The 25,148-nt window shown below is 58.6% G+C and carries 26 protein-coding genes and 1 riboswitch; of the genes, 19 read left to right on the top strand and 7 right to left on the bottom strand.

What is annotated here, in order from left to right:
* From ACR3EM_RS20345 to ACR3EM_RS20320, 6 genes are all read left to right on the top strand, one after another.
* Window positions 1–1,077, top strand: a complete 1,077-nt coding sequence (locus tag ACR3EM_RS20345) for an ABC transporter ATP-binding protein (protein ID WP_480472572.1) — start codon at window positions 1–3, stop codon at window positions 1,075–1,077.
* Window positions 1,074–1,937: a carbohydrate ABC transporter permease gene (locus tag ACR3EM_RS20340; RefSeq protein ID WP_480472570.1), complete on the top strand. Its 864-nt coding sequence runs from the start codon at window positions 1,074–1,076 to the stop codon at window positions 1,935–1,937. Before ACR3EM_RS20345 ends, ACR3EM_RS20340 begins: the two co-directional genes overlap by 4 nt.
* The gene (locus tag ACR3EM_RS20335; RefSeq protein WP_480472568.1) at window positions 1,934–2,731 is read left to right on the top strand and encodes a carbohydrate ABC transporter permease; all 798 of its coding nucleotides are present in this window, start codon (window positions 1,934–1,936) and stop codon (window positions 2,729–2,731) included. Before ACR3EM_RS20340 ends, ACR3EM_RS20335 begins: the two co-directional genes overlap by 4 nt.
* A gap of 8 nt (window positions 2,732–2,739) precedes the next feature.
* Complete coding sequence (locus tag ACR3EM_RS20330) at window positions 2,740–3,141, top strand: DUF2160 domain-containing protein (protein WP_480472566.1); 402 nt, start codon at window positions 2,740–2,742, stop codon at window positions 3,139–3,141.
* 66 nt (window positions 3,142–3,207) lie between these two features.
* Window positions 3,208–3,603, top strand: a complete 396-nt coding sequence (locus ACR3EM_RS20325; RefSeq protein ID WP_480472564.1) for a BlaI/MecI/CopY family transcriptional regulator — start codon at window positions 3,208–3,210, stop codon at window positions 3,601–3,603.
* Window positions 3,590–4,687: a M56 family metallopeptidase gene (locus tag ACR3EM_RS20320; RefSeq protein ID WP_480472562.1), complete on the top strand. Its 1,098-nt coding sequence runs from the start codon at window positions 3,590–3,592 to the stop codon at window positions 4,685–4,687. The genes ACR3EM_RS20325 and ACR3EM_RS20320 overlap by 14 nt, the downstream gene beginning before the upstream one ends.
* Before the next feature lie 148 nt (window positions 4,688–4,835).
* Here ACR3EM_RS20320 and ACR3EM_RS20315 read toward each other — a convergent pair whose 3' ends face one another.
* Genes ACR3EM_RS20315 through ACR3EM_RS20300 form a run of 4 tightly spaced genes read right to left on the bottom strand, consistent with a single transcriptional unit; the run spans window position 4,836 to window position 7,953 of the window.
* Complete coding sequence (locus tag ACR3EM_RS20315) at window positions 4,836–5,849, bottom strand: FecCD family ABC transporter permease (RefSeq protein ID WP_480472560.1); 1,014 nt, start codon at window positions 5,847–5,849, stop codon at window positions 4,836–4,838.
* Window position 5,850: 1 nt separating this feature from the next.
* The gene (locus ACR3EM_RS20310; protein WP_480472558.1) at window positions 5,851–6,798 is read right to left on the bottom strand and encodes an ABC transporter substrate-binding protein; all 948 of its coding nucleotides are present in this window, start codon (window positions 6,796–6,798) and stop codon (window positions 5,851–5,853) included.
* A 16-nt stretch (window positions 6,799–6,814) separates the two neighbouring features.
* Window positions 6,815–7,600 (bottom strand): ABC transporter ATP-binding protein, encoded by a 786-nt coding sequence (locus tag ACR3EM_RS20305; RefSeq protein ID WP_480472556.1) that lies wholly within the window; start codon window positions 7,598–7,600, stop codon window positions 6,815–6,817.
* Window positions 7,597–7,953 (bottom strand): DUF1636 family protein, encoded by a 357-nt coding sequence (locus tag ACR3EM_RS20300; protein WP_480472554.1) that lies wholly within the window; start codon window positions 7,951–7,953, stop codon window positions 7,597–7,599. Before ACR3EM_RS20300 ends, ACR3EM_RS20305 begins: the two co-directional genes overlap by 4 nt.
* A 102-nt stretch (window positions 7,954–8,055) precedes the next feature.
* A riboswitch (cobalamin riboswitch) is annotated at window positions 8,056–8,259 on the bottom strand.
* A gap of 167 nt (window positions 8,260–8,426) precedes the next feature.
* On the opposite strand from ACR3EM_RS20300, the gene ACR3EM_RS20295 reads away from it, so the two are divergent.
* Genes ACR3EM_RS20295 through ACR3EM_RS20275 form a run of 5 tightly spaced genes read left to right on the top strand, consistent with a single transcriptional unit; the run spans window position 8,427 to window position 11,261 of the window.
* On the top strand, window positions 8,427–8,861 hold the full coding sequence (locus tag ACR3EM_RS20295) for a hypothetical protein (RefSeq protein ID WP_480472552.1): 435 nt from the start codon (window positions 8,427–8,429) through the stop codon (window positions 8,859–8,861).
* Window positions 8,858–9,514, top strand: coding sequence for a MotA/TolQ/ExbB proton channel family protein (locus tag ACR3EM_RS20290; RefSeq protein WP_480472550.1), 657 nt, complete (start codon window positions 8,858–8,860; stop codon window positions 9,512–9,514). The genes ACR3EM_RS20295 and ACR3EM_RS20290 overlap by 4 nt, the downstream gene beginning before the upstream one ends.
* A 31-nt stretch (window positions 9,515–9,545) precedes the next feature.
* Window positions 9,546–9,872, top strand: coding sequence for an ExbD/TolR family protein (locus ACR3EM_RS20285; RefSeq protein ID WP_480472548.1), 327 nt, complete (start codon window positions 9,546–9,548; stop codon window positions 9,870–9,872).
* A 4-nt stretch (window positions 9,873–9,876) separates the two neighbouring features.
* A complete protein-coding gene (locus tag ACR3EM_RS20280) occupies window positions 9,877–10,254 on the top strand; it encodes an ExbD/TolR family protein (RefSeq protein ID WP_480472546.1) in 378 nt (125 codons plus the stop codon).
* The gene (locus ACR3EM_RS20275; protein ID WP_480472544.1) at window positions 10,251–11,261 is read left to right on the top strand and encodes an energy transducer TonB family protein; all 1,011 of its coding nucleotides are present in this window, start codon (window positions 10,251–10,253) and stop codon (window positions 11,259–11,261) included. The genes ACR3EM_RS20280 and ACR3EM_RS20275 overlap by 4 nt, the downstream gene beginning before the upstream one ends.
* Window positions 11,262–11,274: 13 nt before the next feature.
* On the opposite strand, the gene ACR3EM_RS20270 is transcribed toward ACR3EM_RS20275, so the two are convergent.
* The gene (locus tag ACR3EM_RS20270) at window positions 11,275–11,904 is read right to left on the bottom strand and encodes a LuxR C-terminal-related transcriptional regulator (RefSeq protein ID WP_480472542.1); all 630 of its coding nucleotides are present in this window, start codon (window positions 11,902–11,904) and stop codon (window positions 11,275–11,277) included.
* A gap of 217 nt (window positions 11,905–12,121) precedes the next feature.
* On the opposite strand from ACR3EM_RS20270, the gene ACR3EM_RS20265 reads away from it, so the two are divergent.
* The 8 genes from ACR3EM_RS20265 to ACR3EM_RS20230 all read left to right on the top strand — a co-directional run bounded on the left by ACR3EM_RS20265 (window position 12,122) and on the right by ACR3EM_RS20230 (window position 22,214).
* Window positions 12,122–13,363 (top strand): aminotransferase class V-fold PLP-dependent enzyme, encoded by a 1,242-nt coding sequence (locus ACR3EM_RS20265; protein WP_480472540.1) that lies wholly within the window; start codon window positions 12,122–12,124, stop codon window positions 13,361–13,363.
* Between the two features lie 16 nt (window positions 13,364–13,379).
* Complete coding sequence (locus tag ACR3EM_RS20260) at window positions 13,380–14,576, top strand: malate--CoA ligase subunit beta (RefSeq protein WP_480472538.1); 1,197 nt, start codon at window positions 13,380–13,382, stop codon at window positions 14,574–14,576.
* Complete coding sequence (gene sucD, locus ACR3EM_RS20255; RefSeq protein WP_480472536.1) at window positions 14,576–15,466, top strand: succinate--CoA ligase subunit alpha; 891 nt, start codon at window positions 14,576–14,578, stop codon at window positions 15,464–15,466. The genes ACR3EM_RS20260 and sucD overlap by 1 nt, the downstream gene beginning before the upstream one ends.
* Window positions 15,466–16,437, top strand: coding sequence for a 2-hydroxyacid dehydrogenase (locus tag ACR3EM_RS20250; protein WP_480472534.1), 972 nt, complete (start codon window positions 15,466–15,468; stop codon window positions 16,435–16,437). The genes sucD and ACR3EM_RS20250 overlap by 1 nt, the downstream gene beginning before the upstream one ends.
* Before the next feature lie 26 nt (window positions 16,438–16,463).
* Window positions 16,464–17,441 (top strand): HpcH/HpaI aldolase/citrate lyase family protein, encoded by a 978-nt coding sequence (locus ACR3EM_RS20245; protein ID WP_480472532.1) that lies wholly within the window; start codon window positions 16,464–16,466, stop codon window positions 17,439–17,441.
* 136 nt (window positions 17,442–17,577) lie between these two features.
* Window positions 17,578–18,042, top strand: coding sequence for a putative molybdenum carrier protein (locus ACR3EM_RS20240; RefSeq protein WP_480472530.1), 465 nt, complete (start codon window positions 17,578–17,580; stop codon window positions 18,040–18,042).
* 107 nt (window positions 18,043–18,149) lie between these two features.
* Entirely contained in the window at window positions 18,150–18,977 is an 828-nt protein-coding gene (locus ACR3EM_RS20235; protein ID WP_480472528.1) for a methyltransferase domain-containing protein, read from the top strand.
* A 222-nt stretch (window positions 18,978–19,199) separates the two neighbouring features.
* Window positions 19,200–22,214: an ATP-binding protein gene (locus ACR3EM_RS20230; protein ID WP_480472526.1), complete on the top strand. Its 3,015-nt coding sequence runs from the start codon at window positions 19,200–19,202 to the stop codon at window positions 22,212–22,214.
* Here the strand turns inward: ACR3EM_RS20230 and ACR3EM_RS20225 are convergent.
* A complete protein-coding gene (locus ACR3EM_RS20225; protein WP_480472524.1) occupies window positions 22,211–23,860 on the bottom strand; it encodes a peroxidase family protein in 1,650 nt (549 codons plus the stop codon). The genes ACR3EM_RS20230 and ACR3EM_RS20225 overlap by 4 nt on opposite strands.
* 18 nt (window positions 23,861–23,878) lie before the next feature.
* The gene (locus ACR3EM_RS20220) at window positions 23,879–24,937 is read right to left on the bottom strand and encodes a catalase family protein (protein WP_480472522.1); all 1,059 of its coding nucleotides are present in this window, start codon (window positions 24,935–24,937) and stop codon (window positions 23,879–23,881) included.
* Between the last annotated feature and the right edge of the window lie 211 nt (window positions 24,938–25,148).

Genomic DNA, 25,148 nt, shown 5'->3' with positions numbered 1-25,148 from the left:
ATGGCACAGATCAAGCTTTCAAACCTGCGACACAGCTACATGCCCGCGCCGAAAGGCCCCGAGGATTATGCGCTGAAAGAAGTTGACGTAACGTGGCGCGATGGCGGGGCCTATGCGTTGCTTGGCCCATCCGGCTGCGGCAAGTCGACGTTGCTGAACATCATCTCGGGGCTTCTGACCCCGTCCGAAGGGCAGATTCTGTTCGATGGTCAGGATGTGACCGCCCTCCCCCCCGATCAGCGCAACATCGCACAGGTGTTCCAGTTCCCGGTGATCTACGACACAATGACTGTGGGCGAGAACCTGGCTTTTCCGTTGAAGAATCGAGGTGTTGACGCAGCGCGGATAAAACAACGGGTCGATGAGATCGCCGAGATGCTGGACGTCACGGATATGCTGAATACCCGTGCCTCGGGTCTGAGCCCAGACAACAAGCAAAAGATCTCGATGGGTCGCGGACTGGTCCGCGACGATGTGAACGCGGTGATGTTTGACGAGCCGCTGACAGTGATCGACCCGCATCTGAAGTGGAAGCTGCGATCGAAGCTGAAAGAGCTGCACCAGCGCGTCAAAGCTACGATGATCTACGTGACTCACGACCAGACCGAGGCGCTGACATTTGCGGACGAAGTGGTCGTGATGCAGGAGGGCGAAGTGGTTCAGATCGGCACCCCAGTCGAGCTGTTCGAGCGGCCTCAGCACACATTCGTCGGACACTTCATTGGCTCGCCCGGCATGAACGTTCTGCCCTGTGAGACCCGAGGTGACCGAGCGGTGTTCGAAGGCCATGAGGTTATGCTGGAAGGCCCCACTCATGGCGACGGAGGCCGCACCGATCTGGGCATCCGCCCCGAATATGTGGGCTTTGGCGATACCGGCATCCCGGCGCATGTGACCAAAGTCTCGGACATTGGCCGTCATTTCGTAGTCAGCGCGATGGTCGGCAACACGGCTCTCAAAGCCGTGACCGAACACAGCGTGCCCGAGCCCGGATCACAGGTCTTCCTGCAATTCAAACCTGAACAATCCCGCGTCTATCGCGACGGCTGGATCGCAACCGAGGAGCGGGCGCAATGAGAACAGAAAACCAAAAGGCGTGGTTCTTTGTCCTGCCAGTGCTGGCACTGGTCGCGTTCAACGCGCTGGTGCCGATGATGACAGTGGTCAACTACTCGGTGCAGGAAACCTTCGGCAACAACCAGTTCTTCTGGGAAGGGCTAGGCTGGTTCGAACAAATCCTGCGTTCCGACCGGTTTCAGGCCGCATTGGGACGGCAATTCCTGTTTACTTTCCTCATCTTGCTGATCGAAGTTCCACTTGGCATCATCGTGGCCCTATCCATGCCCCGCAAAGGCTTCTGGGTGCCGGTCTGTCTGGTGCTGATGGCCCTTCCGATGCTGATCCCATGGAACGTGGTCGGTTCGATGTGGAACATCTTCACCCTGCCGAAAATCGGCCTGATGGGATATTTCCTGAATGACGTTATGGGCATCAACTATGACATGACGCAACAGCCTCTGTCCGCCTGGATCACGGTCATCGTCATGGATGTCTGGCACTGGACCTCGCTGGTTGTGCTGCTGTGCTATGCGGGTCTCGTGTCGATCCCGGATGCCTATTATCAGGCCGCCAAGATCGACGGTGCCAGCCCATGGTCGGTGTTCCGTTATATCCAGTTGCCCAAGATGAAAACCGTTCTGACCATCGCCGTTCTGCTGCGCTTCATGGACAGTTTCAATATCTATACCGAGCCCTTCGTTCTGACCGGCGGTGGCCCCGGCAACTCAACGACCTTGCTGTCGATCGACCTGGTGAAGATCGCGCTGGGACAGTTCGACCTTGGCCCTGCGGCCGCGATGAGCCTGATCTATTTCGCCATCACGCTGCTTGTGTCGTGGGTCTTCTACACTCTGATGACAAAGGATGACGCGCAATGAAGAAGCGGTCCCTTATCCCGATCCTCTATATCGCGTTCCTGATGCTGCCGATCTATTGGCTGGTGGCGATGTCCTTCAAGACCACGAACGAGATCCTGTCGGGCTTTTCCCTGTTTCCCCAGACCTTTACGCTGGAGAATTACATCACCATCTTCACTGATCCAACGTGGTACTGGGGTTACATCAACTCCATCCTCTATGTGACGCTGAACACGGTGCTTTCGGTCTGTGTCGCCCTGCCTGCGGCCTATGCGTTCTCGCGCTATCGGTTTCTGGGCGACAAACAACTGTTCTTCTGGCTGCTGACCAACCGGATGGCCCCGGCTGCGGTGTTCGCCTTGCCGTTCTTCCAGCTTTATTCCTCCATCGGGTTGTTCGACACCCATCTGGCGGTAGCACTGGCGCATACGCTGTTCAACGTGCCGCTGGCGGTGTGGATTTTGGAAGGCTTCATGCGCGGCATCCCGAAGGAGCTGGATGAAACAGCCTATGTGGACGGCTATTCCTTCCCGCGCTTCTTTGTGACGATCTTCCTGCCCAACATCAAAGCGGGCGTCGGCGTCGCGGCCTTCTTCTGCTTCATGTTCTCGTGGGTAGAAATGCTGCTGGCCAAAACCCTCACGGCGGTCGAGGCCAAACCCATCGCCGCCGTGATGACCCGGACGGCCTCTAGCGCTGGGTATGAGCTGGGCCTGTTGGCAGCCGCCGGTACGCTGACCATCATCCCCGGAGCCATCGTCATCTGGTTTGTCCGCAACTACATCGCGCGCGGTTTCGCGATGGGACGTGTGTGAGGTTCGATATGCGTAAACTCCTTCTCACCCTTCCTTTCCTGCCGACCATGGCTATGGCCCAACAGGCCGGATGGGGCAGTGTCGGCCAGCAAGAGGAAAAAGGCTTCTCGTGGACCGACCCCTTGTGGCCCGATTTCTGGATGGCCTGGACACCGGCTACGTTGGCTCTGTTCGTTGGCATCTTCTCGGCCATCGCGTTGATCGGCCTACTAGAGGGGTTCAAGTACCGCGACGGGATCGAACGGCGCGGGGTTCTGGGCCTGACGACCACGCTGGGCGACCGGCTATTCATCACCTTACTCGGTTCCGCTTACATCTTCCTCGCCTGGCTCGGCCTGGTCGGCCAACCTGTCTGGACACCCCTATTCTTGTCCATCGGTTGGGGGATTTTCGTTTTCTGGAAAGTTTAGGCTTTGCGAAACAGCGAAAGGATGCTTGTCTGGCAAGCATACTAAGAAATGGCGACACCGAGACCGATGCGAAAGAAAAAGACATCCAATCTGCTGACCGAAGTGGAACTGGAGTTCATGAATGAACTCTGGGCACTTGGTGAGGGCTCGGTCCGTGACGTTCTTGACCGCCTGCCGCCAGAACGCAATCTGGCTTATACATCCGGCGCGACCATCCTGCGTATTCTTGACGAAAAAGGCTTTGTCGAGAGTCGCAAGGACGGCAAGACGCTGATCTATAAGCCGCTTCTGGAAAAAGACAGGTATCAGACACGGTCGCTACAGAATCTGTCCCGTACATTGTTCGACGACACGCCCGCCACGTTGGTCGCGCGTCTTGTCGACGATGCCGGGCTGACAGAGACGGATCTTGAGGACATTCGGGCACTGGTAGAGAGGAGACTGCAAAATGACAGCAGTTAAGCCCGTACTCGACTTCTATCTCGAGCTGAATCTGGTGATGGTTCTGGCATTGTTGATTTGGTTGACGTCGCGCTACGCTTTGAAACGGACGTCCCTTCAATTCGCGTATTTTGCGCAGCTTCGCGTGTTCAAGATACTGCTTGTCTGCGTCGTGCTCAGCCCGCTGCTGGCGATCGGCCTGGCCGAATTGTTGCGCTTGGCCTTGCCTGACCGTCCTATCGCCCTTGGTGACATCGCGGTCGCGGCGTATCTGCGGGGTGACATCGCCCTGCCAGCCACCCAGTTCGAGAGCTTGCTCAACATACGGGAACGTTGGGCAGATAACGTACTAAGTGGCGGTTCTGTCTTATCCTTGATTGCGTTTGCTGCAATTGCCACCGGGGCAATTTTTCTCGCAGCGCGCGTGGTACATGCTGCATATCGAATTCGCGGAACCATAAACGCCAGTTTCCTCTGGCGGCGTTCGTCGAAAGTCGACATTCGGCTGTCTGACCGTATATCGGTCCCTTTCGCAGTGCGCGGATTGCGCCGGAGGCACGTTGTCTTGCCTACGCACTTGCTCGACACGCCGGATGAGCTGCGATTTGCCATCGCGCATGAATTCCAGCACGTCCGCGCCGGTGATGTAGAATGGCAACTGATGCTTGAGCTTTTGCGTCCGCTGATGTTCTGGAACCCCGCCTACATAGCGCTGAAGTATGAATTTGAGCGTCTGCGTGAACTGGGTTGTGATCAATCCATTGTGGCAAGACGGCGCTTGAATGCTTCGCACTACGCCAATTGTCTGTTGAACTATTGCGGTCGCATCGTGGCGCGTGATCGATCCTACGTTCTGGACGTCGCATTGGTCAGTGGTGGCCGCGCCAAGCGCGTGTTGCGCCAGCGGGTACTGGCGCTGTCAGATGCGCCTCTTCTGCTTCGCCCGACCAACACTCTGGTATTTGGCAGCACGCTGATATTCGCCGGGATACTGGCTTTCGGCTCAGTTTCAATGCGCCAGACCGACGACTGGAGCCATGACAGACTCATGCTATCGACCGTCGTCAATCTTGAGCGATTGGCCGAAAGAAATCAGGGCAATTAGGTCTGTCCATATTTGCGCCGTCTCAGAAAGCGGCGCAAAACCATGTTTGTGAGCAGGAAAAGAAGCGCAAGTCTGGAACATCATGCGCGCGCAAGACCTGGTCGAAGCGTGTGATATGGCTTGAAACAAGCCAGAACCAGCTTCAATCCTAATGCACCTTTCGCGCTGTACGAAACAGCAACAGGAATACGAATACGGACCCGATTGAGGTGGTCACGATCCCAACAGGCAATTCCTGCGGAGCAAGTAACAGCCTGCTGAGGATATCCGAGCCAGTCAAAAGCGCAGCACCAACCAAGGCCGCCGTGGGCAGTAAATGGCGGTGCAGCGGGCCGGCAATTCCTCGGGCGATATGCGGCACCATCAAGCCGACAAAGCCGATCACGCCAGCCACCGAAACAAAGACGGCGGTCGCAAGGGCCGCGGTGAAGAACATGCTGAACCGCAGGCCCTGCACGGGCACGCCCAAAGTGGTTGCGGTCAGATCTCCTGTCAGCAAAGCATCCAGCCAGCGACTGCGGTAGAGTGAGTAGCTCAGGATCAGTATCAAGCCCGCGCAGACAAGCGGAAAAGTCTCCCAACGGGCGAGGCCCAACCCGCCCAGCATCCAGAAAATCACCGAATGCGCGGCACGACTATCGCCCGCGAAGATCAGATAGTTTGTAATGGCCGAGAACAGGAAAGACACCGCCAGCCCAGCCAGGATCAGCTTTTCAGGCGCACTTGTCCGCAGGCCATGCACCAGCGCGAGCACGATACCCGACGCCACCAACCCTCCGCAGAACGCAGCCAATGGCAAAGTCCAGAAACCCAGAATATCTCCGGTCACAGTGATGACGAATACGGCCCCCGCTGCAGCCCCCGATGACAGACCAAACAGAAATGGATCCGCCAGATCGTTGCGTGTGGTGGTCTGCAGCACAACGCCGACGATACCCAGGCCCGCACCGATCACCGCTGCAAACAATGCGCGCGGCAGGCGCAGATCAAAGACGATCCGATGCATCGGAGACATCTCTCCTCCGGTCAAGCCGGTGCCCAGAAGGATCGCCTCGAATGTGTCCGTGATCGGAATCGAGGTGGTTCCATAGATAGTCGAGATCAGCAAAAGGGCAGCCAGAACGACCGCCCCCAGCAAGAGTATCAGGCCCAATCGGCCCATATCAGTTGAGATCCGGATGCATGGCCTTGGCCATTTTTAAGATCGCAGCGATGTTCGCCGGTCCCGGAGTCAACTCTTCATAGCGCAGGCCGATCCAGCGTTCGTTCTTGACGGCATCAGTCTGCGACATCACAGGGTGTTCCTGCAGGAACTTGAAGGTATCTGCCGCGCCATTGCCTGTCTGATAATCCAGTAGCACCAGGAATTCAGGGTTGGCTGCGGCAACCGCTTCCCAAGAGGTACGGCCCCAGCTTGTATCCATGTCACGCGTAACGCTTTCACCCCCTGCCGCTGCGATCATGGCATCAGGAATGGCGAACTTACCCGCCGTGAAGGGCGCATCAGCAGGGCCGTCCAACAGGAACACGCGCGGTTTGGGCAGGTCAGCGGTCCGAGCCTCGATTGCGGTCAGCTCGTCTTTCCAGCCCGACACAAGCGCTTCGGCCTTGTCCTCGACATGCATGACCTTGCCCAGACGCAAAACATCGTCGAACAGCAGGTTCATGCTGGCTTCGGGGCGATCCTTGTCCAGATGGACGCAGCTTTCGGTCAGGATCATGGTCTTGATGCCGAAAGGTTCCAGCGTGTCGGGGGTCACATCTCCGCCCGGCTTCATACCGTAATACCAACCGGCAAAGAACAGGTCAGGTTCGACCGCAACAAGGTTTTCGACAGTCGGGTATTTCGGCGCGAGTTCAGGGATATCGCCGCGCAGCGTGTCGAACTCGGGGCTGGTCTTGTACCATCCGGTGATGCCGGTCAGACCGACGATCTTGTCCTGCAGACCCAGCGCAAAGGCCATGTCGGTCATATTCATATCATGCACGACCAGACGTTCTGGCGCGGCATCAAAGACAAGCGGTTCACCGCAATTGTCAACCGTCACCTCTTGCGCAGCGGCGCCGCTTGCCATGGCAGTGACCAGCGCCACGGACCAGATTTGCTTCATTGATAGTCTCCTGAGTTTATGTGGAAAGCGTTGTTCTTCGGATGTCCAGAACAGGGATCATGCGGCCTTCGTGGTGAAAGCGCAGGTAATCGACACCGAAGGTTTCGCGCACACGTTCCGATGTCAGTACCTCGTCGACCGAACCAAACCCGGTCAGGCGCGTGGATTTCATCAGGGCAACATGGGTGGCGAATTCAGGGATCATGACCAAATCATGTACGATCATGACGACAGTAATGCCCAGATCCGCGACCAGAGACAGCATCCGCCCCTTCGCATCGGGATCCAAATGATTGGTCGGCTCGTCAAGAAACAGCAAAGTCGGGTTCTGTGCCAGCGCCCGAGCGATATGCGCGCGCTGACGCTCACCACCCGACAGTTGGGCCATCTTCTTGTCAGCCAGCGCGCCAAGGCCCGTAATATCCAATATACGGCTGAGCTCCTGCGCGTGTTCACCCGCAGACCGGTCCGCGCGGATCGGAATCTGGCCGAGCGCCACATAATCCCGCAGCGACAAGCGCCCGTCGGGCATCTCTTGCTGACTGACCACCGCGATCATCCGAGCACGCTCTTTTGCCGAGAGTTGCTTGAGGCTGCGCCCCTTGAGCAAAACATCCCCTAGTGCCAGCCCTTCCGCCCCACACAGCAAATTCAGCAGTGTGGTTTTACCTGCACCGTTGGGGCCCGCGATTGCCAGTATTGACCCTTCGGACAGCTCAAAGGATACGCCTTGCAGCAGTATGTCCCCATTCAAGGCATAATATTCGAGATCCGAAGCCACCAGAAACGGCTGGACGGTCATATCAACACCTCCTGACTGATCGGGGGCATGCGAGACAAGGTTTTGGTGTAAAGGGCACGCGGACGCTCGCTGGCTTTGGTCCAGCCATCCGGGCTCTGTTGATATTGACGGGCAAACTCGGCCAGGGCTTCGACGTCAATCAATGTCTGGATATCACCAAATAGATACTGCGCCTTGCCGACCGCTTGGAAACCTACGGTCACGGGATGCGCGCATCCTGCCATGCAATCGACAGCCCGGATCGCAAAGCGCTCGGGCAGCTTCGATTGAAGCGTATCATGCACTCCATCCACTGATTGCGCGGCCGCACAGGTCGAACAGATCAGAACAAAATGATCAGGTGCGCCAGGCATATAACCCCCCGCCTCTGCCCAAACGCAGTGCGAAGGTGCTGATTACAGAAACACGTGTATCACGTGCCATCAAAGCCTCCTTCCAGGACGCCCCGCCCCGGCTTGGTTGAACAACTGATGGCAGGTCTCCTGACTCGCGGGTCGGTGCTTGGCCATCCTTCCCGACCCCTGGGGCCAGTGGCTGTTTGGCTTCGCTCGCCGCTTACAGTTGCGGGGGCAGTTACGGGTTTGGCCAGTGTAGACCGCACCGTATTCCCTTTTCATCCCACGGGCGCACCCTTGGGAACCATCACCGGATTCAGTGCCTGAGATCGATGAATGCGTCAATACGAAAGTTATCACGCGTTACCGGTCGGCCGGACACAATCGCGCCACCCGCTCTTTCACGTCTCGGTTGGATTGGATAAGAGGGATCAACCCCTGCAAAGATGCGCGGGACAAACCCTCAGCGCTAAACAATCAGGAGCCCGCTCATGCCGTATCACCGCCTCGCTCTGGTAGCTGTGCTGGCAATTTCATCAACAAATTCGGCGCTGGCGCAATCTGCTGACGACAACCCCTCGGAACTGTTGCTGGAGCTCAATACCGTGCAAAAGGTGAACGGCGCCTGCCGCTTGACCTTTCTGGTTCAGAACGAAACCGGAAGCGATATCGAGAAGGCAGCTTTTGAGACCGTCATTTTCGACAGCTCGGGCCGTGTCGTTACGCTTTCTCTGTTCGATTTTCGGGATCTGCCGGCAGACCGTCCGCGCGTGCGTCAGTTCGGCCTGCCCGATCTCAACTGCGACTCGATCGGGCGCGTTCTGATCAATGGCGCAAACAGCTGCGTTGTCGACGGCTCAGAAAGCGATATCTGTGCAACAGGACTGAACCTTACCAGCCGGATAGATGTGGAGCTTTTGGGATGAACGCGCTTGAAGCATTGCGCCAGATCGTGGCTCTGGGCGGGCCAGTGGTGGCCATTCTGATCGTGATGTCAGTGCTGGCTCTGGCCGTCACGCTTTACAAACTGTGGCAATTCACCGTGACCGGAGTTGGACGACATCGGGTGCTGTCCCAGGCCCTGACGGCATGGGATGCCGGGGATCATCAGACTGCACGCGCGCGATTGGCGAAAAGCCACAGTTATCTGGCCCCATTGGTCGGTGCAGCCATGGATGCGCCCGATCTACCCGGTCTCGATGATCGTCTGGATGCTGAAGCCGGATTGGCCCTGGCAGGGCTGGAGCGCGGTTTTCGCCTTCTTGACACCGTTGCCCAACTCGCGCCTTTGCTGGGGCTGTTCGGGACCGTTCTGGGTATGATCGAAGCGTTCCAAAGCCTGCAACAGGCAGGCAGCTCCATTGACCCGTCGCTGCTTGCGGGTGGCATCTGGGTGGCGCTGATCACCACCGCCGTGGGGCTGGCGGTTGCGATGCCGACCTCAATGGTTCTGTCATGGTTCGAAAGCCGCACCGCGCGCGAGCGGGTCTTTGCAGACAAAGCACTGCGGACCGTGTTGGTACCAGGTCAGCTCGCCAAAGAGGCCGAGGCCATTTCAGCCGTGCCGGAACATGCGTAACCGGGCGCCATTTGTCCGGCGGACCCTGTCGATGACGCCACTCATCGATGTGATCTTTCTGCTTTTGCTGTTCTTCATGCTGACCTCGACCTTCTCAAAATTCGGCGAGATCGAGCTGAGCAGCACGACTGGCGGAACCGCGCAAACCAGCGAACCGTCTGAGCGGGTCTTTCTACAGCTCGGTGCGGAACGTCTTGTGTTGAACGGCACGGCGATAACCTTGGACGATCTCGCGACCGAGATCGAAACCGGGCAGGTGCTCGTCAGCCTCGATACCGATGTCACGGCCCAACGCCTGACGGATCTGCTGGTTCGGCTGCGCGGGCGCGAGGGGCTCAGCGTTCTGGTGCTGGAGTGAGCCGATGATTCGCCAGACCGCCCCCCGCCGAAAACGCGATTCAACCATAGCTCTGATCAACGTCGTCTTTCTGATGCTGATCTTCTTCCTGATCACCGGCACCATCGCACCACCACTGGACCCTGACCTCGACCTTGTGGACACGTCAGAGCTCGAAGGGCGCGAACCGCCCGACGCGCTGGTTCTGCACAAGGATGGAACGCTGAGCTTTCGCGGAACACCTACCGATGCTGAGACCTTCATGGCCGATCATGAGGAAGGGCCGGTACGGATCGTTCCGGATCGTGATGCTCCGGGTGCGCGCCTGATCGAAGTCACGGGCCTGCTGCGCCGCAATGGTGCGCCTTCCGTGTTTCTGGTCACAAAACGGACACTGGAATGATCCGGGGGTCGGTCATAGTTGCCGCGCTGGCCATTCTGGTGTCGCTGATTTTGCACGTTCTCGGCCTCAGCATGACTGCATCTGTTGAACCGGGTGAACCTGCCGCACAAGGCAATTCCGACGTGGTGGACCTGAGCAACAGCTTCGAAGATCTTGCGGAGACGCCCAGCGATCCAGTGGAACCCGAACCTGCCGAAACCCCAGAACCGGAAGCAGCCGAAATCCCCACCAGCGAAGCACTGGTTGCGTCCGACGATCCGCAACGCGTTTTTGCCCCCGATTTCGGCGAGGCTGAAACGGTTCAGCCAGAGGTGATCGAACCGCAGGACGCCGAACCGGCTGATCCCTCAGACAGCGAAGAACCTGCGCGCGCTGATGCCGAGACTGCAGAGCCGACTTCGGTTGATGAGGTTGCTGAAATCCCGCGAGGCGAACCGGCCACAGAACCAGAGCCGACAGAGGCCGAAGCGCCCGCCCCCCCGGTCATCGCTGCGCTGGAGCCGGAGGAGGAGGCGGATCTTGCCGCTTCAGAACAGGCAGTAACCGAGTCAATCCGTCCACGCCTACCTGATCGCACACCCAGCGAAGCGCCCGAAGGCGTGGCCGACAGCTCGGACCAATTCGCCGAGTTACGCTTTCCGCAACAGCTCATCGAGTCGCCACTAACGACCTTTCAACGCCAGGGCACCGATGCCTTTACCCGCGGCGATCGTCAGCGTCAGTCGGGCGGGCGCGGGCCGGGTAACTCCAACACCACCAACTATGCAGGGCTGGTACTGGTGCATTTGAACCGGACCCCAGCAGTCTTTGTGTCCGAGCGCGGATTTGCGCGGGTTTTCTTTCAGATCGACCCGGATGGCACACTCGCATGGGTTGAGATAACCGACAGTTCCGGTTCAACCCAGATCGACCGTGCCGCAAAAGAGCAGATCCGCAGAGCAGCCCCTTTCCCGCCGCCTCCGGGTGGAGTGAGCCGAAAACTCTCTTTCTACTATCAGAATGGCTGACCTTCAGGTCTCATTAAGCATTGTCGGCTTTTGAAGAATAATAAAAAGCGATCGCTTGCGCGCGGTTCTTGATCGATAGCTTCTCATAGATGTTCGACAGGTGGAACTTCACTGTATTGGTCGAAATTTGCAGCTCTTTCGATAACTCCCGGTTGGACATGCCGGTCGCCAAAGCTTCAAGGATCGCCAGTTCCTTGCGCGACAGCGTCTGCAACGGGTTTTGTTGCATCTTGCGCACGTCGATGAACAGAAAAACCATCTTGCCTTTGGCCACATCAACGCAGGTTTCAAGCAAGCCTTCGACGTCACCAGAGCGCGGTGCGAACCCGGCAGCACCCGCCTGCATGGCCTGACGCGGCACATCCCCGGCTTCATCACCATAGACCACAAACCGCGGGGCGTTGGCCTGTTCACGCAAAACCTCGATCAGTTTGGCTGCGCCCAACGCGGGCAGTTCCCAAGATACTACCCCCACTGCAACCGGGATGCGCATGACCGTACCAAGGAAGCCTTCGGCCGTAGCCGAGGTCGCCACGAGCGAGAATCGCGGATCACGCTCAAAGATTTCGGACATAGCCGAGAGGACCAGAGGGTTGTTGTTGGCCAGCATGACATCGATGGGGCGCTGTAACGTCTCGGTCATTGATTTCCTGTCCAATTTCGCAAGAACCCATCCATATGGGTAGGTACTATGTTGGTATACATCAGCATATTTACCTATTTGGGTAGTAATTTACCCATCCAAATAGGTATCCCAAAGCAGTAGTAAGTTACGTTGCGCAATGACGCAAGTTTCGGTTCTCCTCCAAGGAAAGGCGATCAGCGGGGCGAAACTTGTCCCTGCCGCCGCGGAGGAACATATGACTTTTCAAATCTACCCCAGCCTCGAAATCCCGGAAACCCTGGCCGCAGGTCCCGGACCGGGAAACACCGATGCCCGCGTTCTGCAGGCCTTTGCCCGTGCCGGCATCGCGGATCACATGCACGGTGATGTTCTGCGCGGGATGATCGAATGCAAGCACATGCTGCGCGAGGTCTGGGGCACATCAAACGCTTATACATTTGCCGTCGCGGGCACAGGCTGGAGCGGCCTCGACACCATGTTCTCGGCCGTCATGCCAGGCGACAAGGTCGTGGCCTTCACGAACGGCACTTTCTCGGGCATCGATGCATTGACCCTGCGCATCAAGGCCGCGACCCCGGCTGAACACGCGGCCAACCCGCTGGAACCGCAAGCCGCCAGTGTCACCGTGATCGAAGTTCCCCACGGCCAGCCCGTCACCGGCGAGATGATCGAAGAGGCTCTGGCCCGGCACAAACCGAAATGGGCCTTCATGGCGCATTGGGAAACCGGTTCGGGCCGTGTGAACGACATCCAGGGCTTTTCGGATGCTTGTGAACGCCACGGAGCGATGGGCCTGATCGACGCTGTGTCGTCGCTGGGCGTCGCGGACTTCCGCATCGATGATTATCCGGGTGTCGTTGGCTGGGCTTCATGCCCGCAGAAAGGCCTGTGCTGCCTACCGTTGACCTATGCGCCGGTTAGCTTCACCGACGCTTACATCGACGCGCTAAAAACCACCGGCGCCTACACCTACGTCCACAACCCCATTTTCGAGACCCGCCACTGGGGCATCGTTGACCGGCAGGACGTAGAAAAAGGTACTTATCACCGCACCCATTCGGGTTACGCCGTTGCCGCCTTCCATGAATCCCTGCGCCTGACTTTGCAGGAGGGGCTGGCCAAACGCGCGCATTCCTACAAGACGCATGAGGCCGTTCTGCGCGATGCCGTCAAGGCACTGGGTTGCAAAGTGATCTCGGACATGCCCAGCCTTGTGGTATTGAACCTGCCAGCCGAGCTTGCGGGCCGCGAGATGGAATTGGTGCAGAACTGCCGCGCCCGTGGCTTTGGCATCTGGCCGACGCTCAGCGCTCCGGTACAGGTCCGCATCGGCATCCTGAACCAGCTGAACCACCAGGCGATCAGCCGCATCGTGAAGCTGTTTGCCGAAGCGATCCGCGAGATGGGCGGCTCGGTGGATTTCGAAGCCATCGATGCGCTTCTGGAAAGCCGCTACGGCACATCTATCGCTGCATAAACGGGAGGAAATGCAGATGGATATCCACGAATATCAGGCAAAAGAGCTTCTGTCGAAGTTCGGCGTCGAAACACCTTCGGGGGCTCTCGCCTATAGCCCGGAACAGGCTGCGTATCGCGCGCGTGAACTGGGAGGCGATAAATGGATCGTGAAGGCTCAGGTGCACGCCGGTGGGCGTGGCAAGGCCGGGGGCGTGAAGCTGTGCAATTCGGAAAATGAAATCCACGAAGCCTGCGACGAGATGTTTGGCCGTAAGTTGGTGACGCATCAGACCGGTCCCGAAGGCAAGGGCATCTACCGCGTCTATGTAGAAACTGCGGTGGCGATCGACCGTGAGATTTATCTGGGCTTCGTTCTCGATCGCTCCAGCCAGCGGGTGATGATCGTCGCCTCGTCCGAGGGTGGGATGGAGATCGAAGATATTTCTGCCGAACGCCCCGACAGCATCGTCCGTTCGATCGTCGAGCCGGCGGTTGGCCTGCAGGAGTTTCAAGCGCGTGAGATCGCGTTCAATCTAGGGCTTGAGCCGCGCCTGATCCAGCACATGGTCCGCACCTTGCAAGGCTGCTATGCCGCTTTCAGCGAGCTGGACGCGACCATGGTCGAGATCAACCCGCTGGTCATCACCGGCGATGACAGGGTGCTGGCGTTGGACGCGAAGATGAGCTTTGACGACAACGCCCTGTTCCGCCACCCGCAGGTCGCAGAGCTACGCGACAAAAGCCAGGAAGACCCGCGCGAAAGCCGGGCGGCGGATCGTGGCCTGTCTTATGTCGGACTGGACGGCAATATCGGTTGCATCGTGAACGGCGCCGGTCTGGCCATGGCCACGATGGACACCATCAAGCTGGCCGGTGGTGAGCCTGCAAACTTTCTGGACATCGGTGGTGGAGCCTCGCCTGAACGGGTGGCCAAGGCGTTTCGACTGGTTCTTTCCGATGACAATGTTCAGGCGGTTCTGGTCAACATCTTCGCTGGCATCAATCGCTGCGACTGGGTTGCCGAGGGTGTCGTGCAAGCGCTGCGTGAACTGGAGTTGGATATCCCCGTGATCGTCCGTCTGGCGGGCACCAATGTCGAGGAAGGTCAGAAAATCCTCGCCAAATCGGGCCTGCCGATCATCCGCGCAACCACCCTTATGGAAGCCGCCGAACGCGCCGTGGGTGCGTGGCGCAACGACCTGACCCAAAACACCAAGATGAGGGCCGTGTAATGAGCATTCTTCAGGACCGCGACACCCGCGTTATCGTTCAAGGCATCACCGGACGCATGGCGCGCCTGCACACCAAGGACATGGTGCAGTATGGCACCAACGTCGTTGGCGGCGTTGTTCCTGGCAAAGGCGGAGAGACCGTCGAAGGCGTACCCGTCTTCGACACCGTCAAACAGGCGGTCGAGGCCACCGGTGCCGAAGCCAGCCTCGTCTTCGTACCGCCCCCCTTCGCGGCGGATTCAATCATGGAGGCCGCAGATGCAGGTATCCGCTATTGCGTCTGCATCACTGACGGTATCCCGGCGCAAGACATGATCCGCGTCAAGCGCTACATGTATCGCTATCCCAAAGACAAGCGCATGGTGTTGACCGGCCCGAACTGCGCCGGAACCATCAGCCCCGGCAAGGCGCTGCTGGGTATCATGCCGGGCCATATCTACCTGCCGGGCACTGTGGGCATCATTGGACGCTCGGGCACGCTGGGTTATGAGGCTGCGGCGCAGTTGAAAGAGCGTGGCATTGGCGTCTCGACCAGCGTAGGCATCGGCGGCGATCCGATCAACGGCTCGTCTTTCCGAGACATCCTTGAGCGGTTCGAACAGGACGAAGACACCGAGGTCATCGCCATGATCGGTGAGATCGGCGGCCCTCAGGAAGCCGAGGCGGCGGAGTATATCCGTGACCACGTCACCAAGCCTGTTGTGGCCTATGTCGCGGGTCTGACCGCGCCCAAGGGCCGGACCATGGGCCATGCCGGCGCGATCATCTCGGCCTTTGGCGAAAGCGCCAGCGAGAAGGTGGAAATCCTGTCGGCGGCGGGTGTGACAGTTGCCGAAAACCCCGCGGTGATTGGCGAGACCATCGCCCGTGTCATGGGAAAGGCTGCGTGATGGTCAAACCTTCGGTCCTTGTCACCCGTCGCTGGCCTGCCGCCGTCGAGGCGCAACTGGCCGAAAACTACAACGCCGTGCTGAATACAGGGGACATTCCGATGTCTCCGGCGGAACTCCGCGACGCGTTAAAGACATACGACGCGGTTCTACCTACCGTCACCGACACGCTCAGCGCCGAGGCGCTGGACGTGGCCGCAGCTCAGACCAAGATTTTGGCCAACTACGGCGTCGGGTACAGCCATATCTGTGAACCGGCGGCCCGCGATCTGGGCATGACGGTCACCAACACGCCCGATGTTCTGTCTGAATGCACCGCCGATCTGGCCATGACGCTGCTGCTGATGGCCGCCCGCCGCGCCGGTGAGGGCGAGCGCGAGCTGCGTGCTGGCGGATGGACCGGCTGGCGCCCGACCCATCTGGTCGGCACCAAGGTCAGCGGCAAAACGCTGGGCATCATCGGCTTTGGCCGCATCGGTCAGGAAATGGCCCGGCGCGCGCATCACGGGTTTGGCATGAAGATCGCGGTCCAGAACCGCAGCGCCGTGTCGCCCAACGTGCTGAAGCAGTTCGATGCTACCCAAGTCGAAACGGTGGATGATCTGCTGCCGCATTGCGACTTTGTCTCGCTGCACTGCCCCGGCGGGGCTGCGAACCGGCATCTGATCAACGGACGTAGGCTGGACCTGATGAAGTCCGACGCCTTCCTGATCAACACCGCACGCGGCGAGGTGGTGGACGAGCATGCCTTGGTGCAGTCGCTGATGTTCGACACGATCGGCGGCGCCGCACTGGATGTGTTCGACGGCGAGCCACGCATTAGCCCCGACCTGCTGCAATGCGACAACCTCGTGATGCTGCCGCATCTGGGCAGCGCAACAAAAGAAGCACGCGAAGCCATGGGCTTTCGCGTGCTCGACAATCTGGGCGACTTCTTCGCAGGCCGCCCACCCCGTGACCGCGTGATCTGACGCACCCTTCTTCAAAGGACCAACTCATGAGCTTTTATGCCCTTGAACAAGCCCCCGCGCGCCTGAACCGCAGTGAACTCGCCGTGCCCGGCAGCCAGCCCGGCATGTTCGAAAAAGCCGCCGAATCGGATGTGGACGTGATCTTCCTCGATCTTGAGGACGCGGTAGCCCCGGACGAAAAAGAACAAGCCCGCAAGAATATCATTCAGGCCCTGAACGATATCGACTGGGGCAGCAAGACCATGTCGGTCCGCATCAACGGGTTGGACACGCATTACATGTATCGCGACGTTGTGGATGTAGTCGAACAAGCCGGTGAGCGGCTGGATCTGATCATGATCCCCAAGGTCGGCACCGCAGCGGATGTTTATGCCGTCGACATGATGATCACGCAGATCGAAGACGCGATGGGTTACAAGAAACGCATCGGGTTCGAGCATATCATCGAGACCGCTCTGGGCATGCAGAATGTCAGCGAGATCGCAGCTGCCTCAAAACGCAACGAAAGCCTGCATTTCGGTGTCGCGGACTATGCGGCTTCGACCCGAGCACGGACGACAATCATCGGTGGTGTGAACCCCGATTACGCGGTTCTGACCGATCCCGACGCAGACACGCACCGGGCCAGCCATTGGGGTGACATGTGGCACTATGCTCTGGCCCGCATGGTTGTGGCAGCCCGCGCTAACGGGTTGCGGCCCATCGACGGCCCTTTTGGTGATTTTCAGGACCCCGAAGGCTACAAAGCTGCTGCGAAACGTGCTGCAGTGCTGGGTTGCGAAGGCAAATGGGCGATCCACCCCAGCCAGATCGCGCTTGCGAACGAAGTCATGTCGCCCAGCGACGCTGAGGTCACCAAAGCGCAACGCATCCTCGTCGCCATGGCCGAAGCCGAAACCACTGGCAAAGGTGCCGTTTCACTGGACGGTCGTCTGATCGACTATGCCTCGATCCGGCAGGCAGAGGTCATGGTCGAAAAGGCCCGTCAGATCGCTGCCGCTTGAACAGATAAACACCCCGGCGCGCATTCTTCCTGTTGGCAGGATGCGCGCACTCTCAGCTTCTGACCTCAAATCAATAGTTTACGGACCCTTAGATCTGCGCATACCCTGACCCGGCGTCACTATCAGGAACAGGGCTTTGAAAATCGTTTCAGGCGGACAGACCGGTGTAGACATGGCAGCGCTTGAATTTGCCAGAGCAAACGGTTTGTCCTATGGCGGTTGGGTGCCAAAGGGTCGAACAAATGAATGTGGTCGTATATCTGAAGATTTTGAGGGCCTAACCGAGACACGATCCGAAGACGTTATCGAAAGAACCCGGTTGAACGTCGCATCCGGCGATGCCACGGTTGTATTCGTCGATGGATCAACCAGCCCGGGCACGCAACAGACCATCGCCTTCGCCTCGGATGTCGGCAAACCACATCTTGTGATCGATCTCAGGGACGGGATCGAATCCTGCACGCGTCAGGTCGAAACATGGTTGCTGGCCCACCCTGTAGGAATTTTGAACATCGCCGGCCCCCGCGCCTCGGAAGCACCGGGCATCGGCGCAAAAGTAACCGAGGTGCTGAGAGGCAACCTGCTGTTGCTCAGCAGTTGACCAGAGGTTTCCTGGTGAAATTCGCTAGTTGATTTAGCGGAACCTAAGCGAGTTACCTCGAACCCATGAGGATGTGCTAGAGTTCTGGCCTGTTTAAGAGGTCGGCCATGTCAAACACGCGCGCGTTCGAAAAGATGGAGATTGACGGCTGGTCCAACCCAGCCATCGCCAAGGGGTATGCGGATGGTTTTGCCCAAGCGACGCGGGTCGTCGCCGAGCGGCTATCTGATGCAATAAAGGCAGAGAGCGGAACTCAGGTCCTCGACCTCTGCACCGGTCATGGTGTGGTGGCGGCCGCATTGCTCAAGCGTGGGGCATCAGTTGTCGGATTGGATTTCTCTCAAGCGATGATTGCGCTTGCCAAATCTGCCGCCCCCGAAGCGGTGTTTATCCATGGGGATGCAATGGCAATGGAATTTGAAGACGCCAGCTTCGACGCAGTGACCATTGGCTTTGGCGTTCCCCATTTTCCTGATCCTTTACGCGGCTTGACCGAGGCCGCACGGGTTTTGAAACCAGGTGGTCGGCTGGCGTTTTCGATTTGGCAGGGCAAAGGCTCGGAAGGCGCCTTTGGATGGCTGTTCGACGCGGTAGGACGCTTGGGCGACCCAGAAGTTTCATTACCCGAAGGGCCAGATGCGCACTTGCTGGCAGACAAAACTGTAGCGCAATCTCTACTCACCGAAGCCGGTTTCACCGAGATATCTTCAGAGGTTTTAGCCACACAATTGGCGGTGTCAGAGCCCGAGTTTCTGTTTGACGCCTTTGACCGGGGCGCCGTTCGTGCGGCCGCGCTGCTCAGCGGTCAGCCTGCGGCCAAACGTGACGCCATTCGCACCGATCTGGCCGCACGGGCGCGCGCCGAAGGTGTAAGACAGGATTCCGGTATCTTGGTTCCTGCGCCCTCAGCCATCGTCTCGGCGATCAAGAAATGACCCCACATATCCAAAGTGGAAGCCGAAGCGCTCCAGACATAGCCAGACGGGGCACTATCCTATAGTCTCGCAGATAACTTCGCGGCTCTGGCCTAGGACGCGAAGCGGGGGTTAAATGTTATGAGGCTCAAATATGGGGGGCATGTCGCCAGTTCCAGGTCAAAACGGACTCAGTCACATCACGCGCCATTGCGATGCCGCTGACATGGTCAGAGGCCGCTAATGGTCGGGCGGGCAACCGGTTCCGATACCGATCTTGACGGGATGGAGCATCGGCATCTGACGGTGATGCTGGTGGATCTCGTCGGGTCTACTGTGCTGGCCCAAACACTTGAACCCGAAGACCTGTTATCAACCACACTGCGGTATCAGAAGCTGGTCGAACAGGCGGCAGCAGAATTCAACGGCAGGGTGCTGCAGATCGTCGGCGATGGTATTCTTGTGGCCTTTGGATGGCCTGCCGCATCCGAGAACAATGCCGAACGCGCCCTGCGCGCAGCGCTGCGTACTCACGCTGATCTTGCGACGCTGGCGGGCCCGATGGATCTGAGTTGCCGTATCGGAATTGCATCCGGTGTTGTTCTGGTTGGCGATATCGCACTTGGGTCCAATGTTCAGCCAGACGCCATATTCGGCGCGACACTCAACCTTGCTGCACGATTGCAGGCTCTGGCCGCACCCGGAGAGACGATGGTTTCGGGCGCAGCACGCACTCTTGGGGCAGGACAACTGGAGTTTGAGCCCCTGGGTACACAAACACTGGCCGGGTTTGATCATCCTGTGCCGGTCTATCGACTGATCGGTGAGGCGCAGGAAACGCTCCATCTGAAAGACCGGACAGCCTTGTTCGGACGTGACGCTGAATGCGATCAGTTGCAAAACGCCTGGTCAGAGGCCAAAGCCGGGCGCGGCGGGGTGGTCCATCTGATGGGCGAAGCTGGCATTGGGAAATCCAGGCTGATCCGCGATATGCGCAAGGCCATGAGCCCCCGCGCTTGGGTGACTTATCATTGCAGCCCATTCCGGGTGAACACGCCTTTTCATCCCTTGGCAACACAGGTCGAGCGCTGGTGCGGCATCCAGAATGGCGATAACACCGACACGCGGCGTAACCGCATTACCCAGCATCTGTCTGATATTCTGGATGGCCCCCAGCTTGAGACGCTGTTCTTCGTTCTGGCCCCCGGCCCCGGCGATTGCGGCGCGACCAGCGAGGACGAGCTGCGCAGAAAACTCTCTGATATCTTTCTGCGCGTATATCAGCGGCTCAGCTCGGATGGGCCGGTTTTGCTTGTGGTCGAGGATCTGCAATGGGCCGATCCTTCGACCGTTTCGATCCTGCGTGACGTCGCCAAACATCTGATCGGGTTTCCGATTTTGATGCTGATCGCCTCGCGCGAGGAATTACCGCAAACGCTTGAAACTCGGATCCCATCGCTTAGGCATATGCGCCTTGAACCACTAGGCGAAAAAGATGCCGCAGCGCTGGCGAGGGCTGCGTCGGATGCACAGCTGGACGACGTCACGACTGCGCAGATCGTGGCCCGCAGCAACGGTGTCCCGTTGTTTATCGAAGAATGCGCCGTAGCGATCGCTGCATCACCGGGTCGCGTCGCCGGCAATATTCCCACGACGCTGCACGACCTTCTGGCACAACAGGTCGACGCAGCCGGTGAACTGCGCTGCGCAGCGGTCGAGGCAGCAGTGATCGGTGGGGCCTTCGATGCGGTATTGTTGTCGCATATCAGCGACCTCAGCCAGTCGGATGCGGAAGAGGCAATCTCTCGCCTCGCAGCCGACGGAATGCTGCAACCATTGCCAAAACTTGGTGCGCGTCGCAGCCAGTATTGGCGCTTTCGGCACGAACTGGTACGAGAGGCCGCTTATCAAAGCCTTGTCCGGGACCGTCGCACCCATCTTCACCAACGCACTGCCGAAGCGCTGACCGCACAGCCGGAGGCTGCACGGCAACCCGAATTGATCGCACGTCACTGGGAACTTGCAGGCTCTGCCCCGCGTGCGGTGGCAGCTTGGATCGAGGCGGCGCGTCAGAACCTGCGGCGACATGCCAGCAGTGAAGGGGCACAGCAGGCCCGAAATGGGTTGCGCCTGCTGGACGCCCTACCCGCCGAGCATCGCGACAAATCCGAACTGAGCCTGCAATTCCTGTTGGCCGCTGCCGAGCGCGTTCGGGTCGGTTATGGTTCTGAACCTGCGATTGAAGCATTCGCACGCAGCTTTGAACTGGCCAAGAAACTGGACGACCGCCGGACGCTGGTCCGCGCCGGGCGCGGGTTGTTCACCGCTGCGATGGTAAAGGGGGATTACTACAACGCAGAACGCTGGGGCACCGAGATGGTCGATGCGTATGACGATCATCACACCAGAATGGTCGGCAACTATATTCGCGGTGCGGCCCTGTCTCCACGCGGGAAATTTGCTGCGGCAACCGACGCTTTGAACGAGGCCACCGCCCATGCCGAGGCGCATGCCGCAGAGGCCGGGAACGAACCGGATGTGGCCGCGATGATACAGATTGAGGCCATGACCGCGCTGGTCCAATGCTTTCAAGGGCAGGCCGACGCCGCGCTTGCCGGGGCGAAATCAGCCGTCGACGCCGCTGGATCACTTGGTCAGCCGTTGATGCTGGCCAATGCGCTGCACTGGATGACCGAGATCCATATGCAACTGGATCATCCGGACTATCCCCATGTCGCCAAATTGCTTGATGAAGCGGTGCGCAACAACGGAGGCCCCTATTACCAGGCGGTTGCCGTTGCCCACCTTGCAGGATCAGCGATCCGTTCTGAAAATCCCAAACATGGCGTTCAACTGCTCGAAGCCGCCTGGCAGAAAATGCGAGAAACGGGAGCTGAAGCTGCTGGCGTTCTGGTCAATACAGAACTGGCCAGGGGGCATCTGGCATTGGGCCAGATCGACAAAGGGCTATCCGCCGTCGAAGCAGGGCTGGCCTGCGCGGCATCGACTGGCGAATGTAACTACGAGGCGGAATTGCGCCGGATCCAGGCCTCGCTTTTGCTGGAAGAAGGAAGCTCTGTCGCCGCGGCCGAAACGGCGCTGCATCAGGCCGTTTCTGTGGCCGAAAAGCAGGGCGCGCGATTGTATGAGTTGCGGGCATTGAATGATCTGGCCTGTATCCAGCCGGCAAACACCGAACTCGCCGACCGTATCGCAAAATTGCAGACAGATGACCTTGCGACCTATGCCAGTGCTTAATCCCTGCGTCCCAGTACGCATTCATCGGGGTTCAACCCAACAAACGCTGCGATTTCGGCAAAGGTCGACGTGCGTTTGACCATGTCAAATCCGCGCGCCGTGAAGGTTTCTTCCGAATACAGGTTCTTGGATACCATGGGATTGTTCATCAGTTGCGTGATCGCGTCATATCCAACCATCGAGGTCATCAGATCACCCATGATGACTGTGCCCTTATGCTGCTCGGCAAAAAGGCCCGGAAATAGCTCGACCCGGTCGACATTGCAATATAAGCGGCTGAGATCCGCGACCAACTCGTCGGCAAAAGGCTGATCCCCAACAAGTTCGGCAAAGCTGGTGTGGGGTTTGCGTCGGAAATGATGACGATATGCGTTCAATGACGGCAGCCGGGCCTTGCGGGTCAGCGCGATGGTCGCTTCGACCGGTGCAGGGGCGTCTTCTGAGGGTTTCTCGAACATGAAATCCGGCGTATTGCGCAGCGACATCCGGGCTGCGGGCTGATGTGAGAGGGATTCAATCATCTTCTCAAGCCCCGTCTCTTCGACCAGCCGGGGGTTGAACCGGAAGCCTTCGGTTCCAACCTGAACGCCGTCAATCAGGAACCGATCAGGGATCATCGAATGCCACCGGTAGAGCAGGTTGAACTCGATCGCGATCTGGTTGGAATGCTGCCAATGTTCCCGGCGATTTACACCAACCGGCAGCTTGAAAGGCATGTTGGCGATGTGGCCGATATAATCCTCCATCACCACCTTGATCAGCAAGGCGATCAGCGCGCAACGGGTGGTTTGAAACACCCTCTCTTTGTCCCAACCGGGTGTCCCGCGCTGTTGCAGCCAAAGGATATCAGCTAGCTGGTTATGCGTCCGCAACATCAGCGTATTGATCACCACATAACCGATGGTGCCATTGCCGTTGTCGAGCCCGGTGGCATGAAAGTCGAGCAAGCGTTCATTGATCTGGTCACAATCCAGATCGGGACGCGCACGTTTCAGGGCATCTCGCAGCTTTTGCTCACAATGCAACTTCCGCCCGGCATTGCTGCCTCCGGTGGCGAGACTGCCATCGAATGGTGGCGCAAATTCCACCCCGCCGGATGCAGCCCGCCGGAACAGCTTGGGCGACCATGTTTCACCATTCTCATCCGTTCTGACGGCCATCCGATGGGTCAACTCGCCCGTCTCGGGGTCACGTTCGCGCAGCATGTCGGTCTGGTAATCGTGCAAGCCATAGATCTGGCACAGATCAACCTCATGGTTTGAATCCGTCTGATCAGCCGGACCTTTGGGGCCGAATGTGCGCAGAAAACTGTCCGTGAACCATTGTGCCGCCGAGATGAACAGCAATGTCGAGCCCTGCGGGCACAGTAACGTCAGCGGACTGCCGTCCATCTGCTTGCGCCGTCGGAACAGATCGGCCACCTCGTCTTCGGGCGGCAGGAGCGGTGAAGGTTCCTCGGGCGGCAAATGGCGGCCAATCCACTTGTGGGAATAGACACCAGACCATGTTGTGTAGTCTGCCCCCAATGTCAGAGGGCGCGGCCGGTGAACCCGGGCAGCCCGTGCAAGCCTCAGCGCCACAAGACGGCTCGCAAGCCCGCGGTTCACCTGGAACAGGTGATCAAGCAATGTATCAATATCCAGCATCCTTGAACCTCCGTTCGGTTAGCGATTGGGGAAACGCGCGCGTGCAAGGCTCAGATAGGTTCTGAGGCGGATGGTGTTGATCGGTCCAAGCGGCTCATGTTCAGCAGTGACGCGCCAGGGAGAAAAGCTCATGGCGTCGCCATCATGCGGGTCAAACGCGGCGTGTTGGGCAATTGTAATATCCGCCACCGGGGTCACCGTCGGATGGTGCGGATCCAGCGGTGCATCCGGTTGCGGGTCACTCGCCCAGCGGATGCGATTGTCCAGAAGATCGAAATCATCGCCCTCGCGAGGTGGTTCGACGATGCAGAACTCAAAACGGTTCTCGCCAGATGCCACATCCTGTCGCAAGTGCTGCCCGATCCCATCGGGACTATCCACCGGACATTCGGGAGCTTCGGGCCTTACGCTGCGCGCGAGGTAGCGTACAATCAGGTCAGGCCCCAGCCGATAAGGCGTTGTTGACCAAAAATGTGCAGAAAAGGGCGAGTGCATATAGTTCGACGCGAACTCAACCGCGATACGCTGATGTCGCTTCCCCTCTTTTGTCAGCAGCACACGTAAGGCGGCGCGCAGACCTTCCCGGATCAGCCGCAGGCTCCACCCTCGCCGCTTGTTCATGGCGTGCTTCAAAGCCTGACCCGTCGCAACAAGGCGGTTCAGCCGCTCATAATCTATCGGCTCATAGCTGGGAAAGGTGTCCTTGTCGGTCAGTACGAAATCAAAATCGTCGCTGATCTGCGCAATTCCCAGATGTTCCAGCGCTTTGGCGTCAATCAGCTTGGGTTCGGGCACGTCGAACAGCTTGATCGCCATTCCATGGGCATCAGGCTTGCGATCATCCAGATGCGCCCCGTTAGAAAAACGAATGGCAGCTTCATAAGTACCCGGTTGTGCAAAAAGCCCATGGCAAAGATGGGCCGGCAGGTCGTCCCTGATGCGAAAGCTGGCGGCGACGCAACCATGACTGCGCCCATGCTGCGCTCGCAATCGTCGCCCATTCCAGCGAGGTACCGCTTCCCGGTTCTGATCGATAACGTCCTGAACAAGATCGGGGGGCACGGAGTTATCGGACATTTTCAACAATCAACCTGGTTCACAAAACTAATCCGGTTACGACACGCCTAAATATGCCGAACAAATGGCATTTCTGAATTCTAACAGCCTACACCAGTTTGCCTTTTCCATCAAATCCGCAAGTTGCAGCCCGTTGATTGACCCGTCGGGAAACCGTCACGACATAGCCCGTGGTCAATCGCGACAATGCCAGCCAATGGAACAAACCGGC

It is taken from the genome of Ruegeria sp. AH3, assembly GCF_056536265.1.
This window is presented reverse-complemented; position numbering and strand designations above follow the sequence as displayed.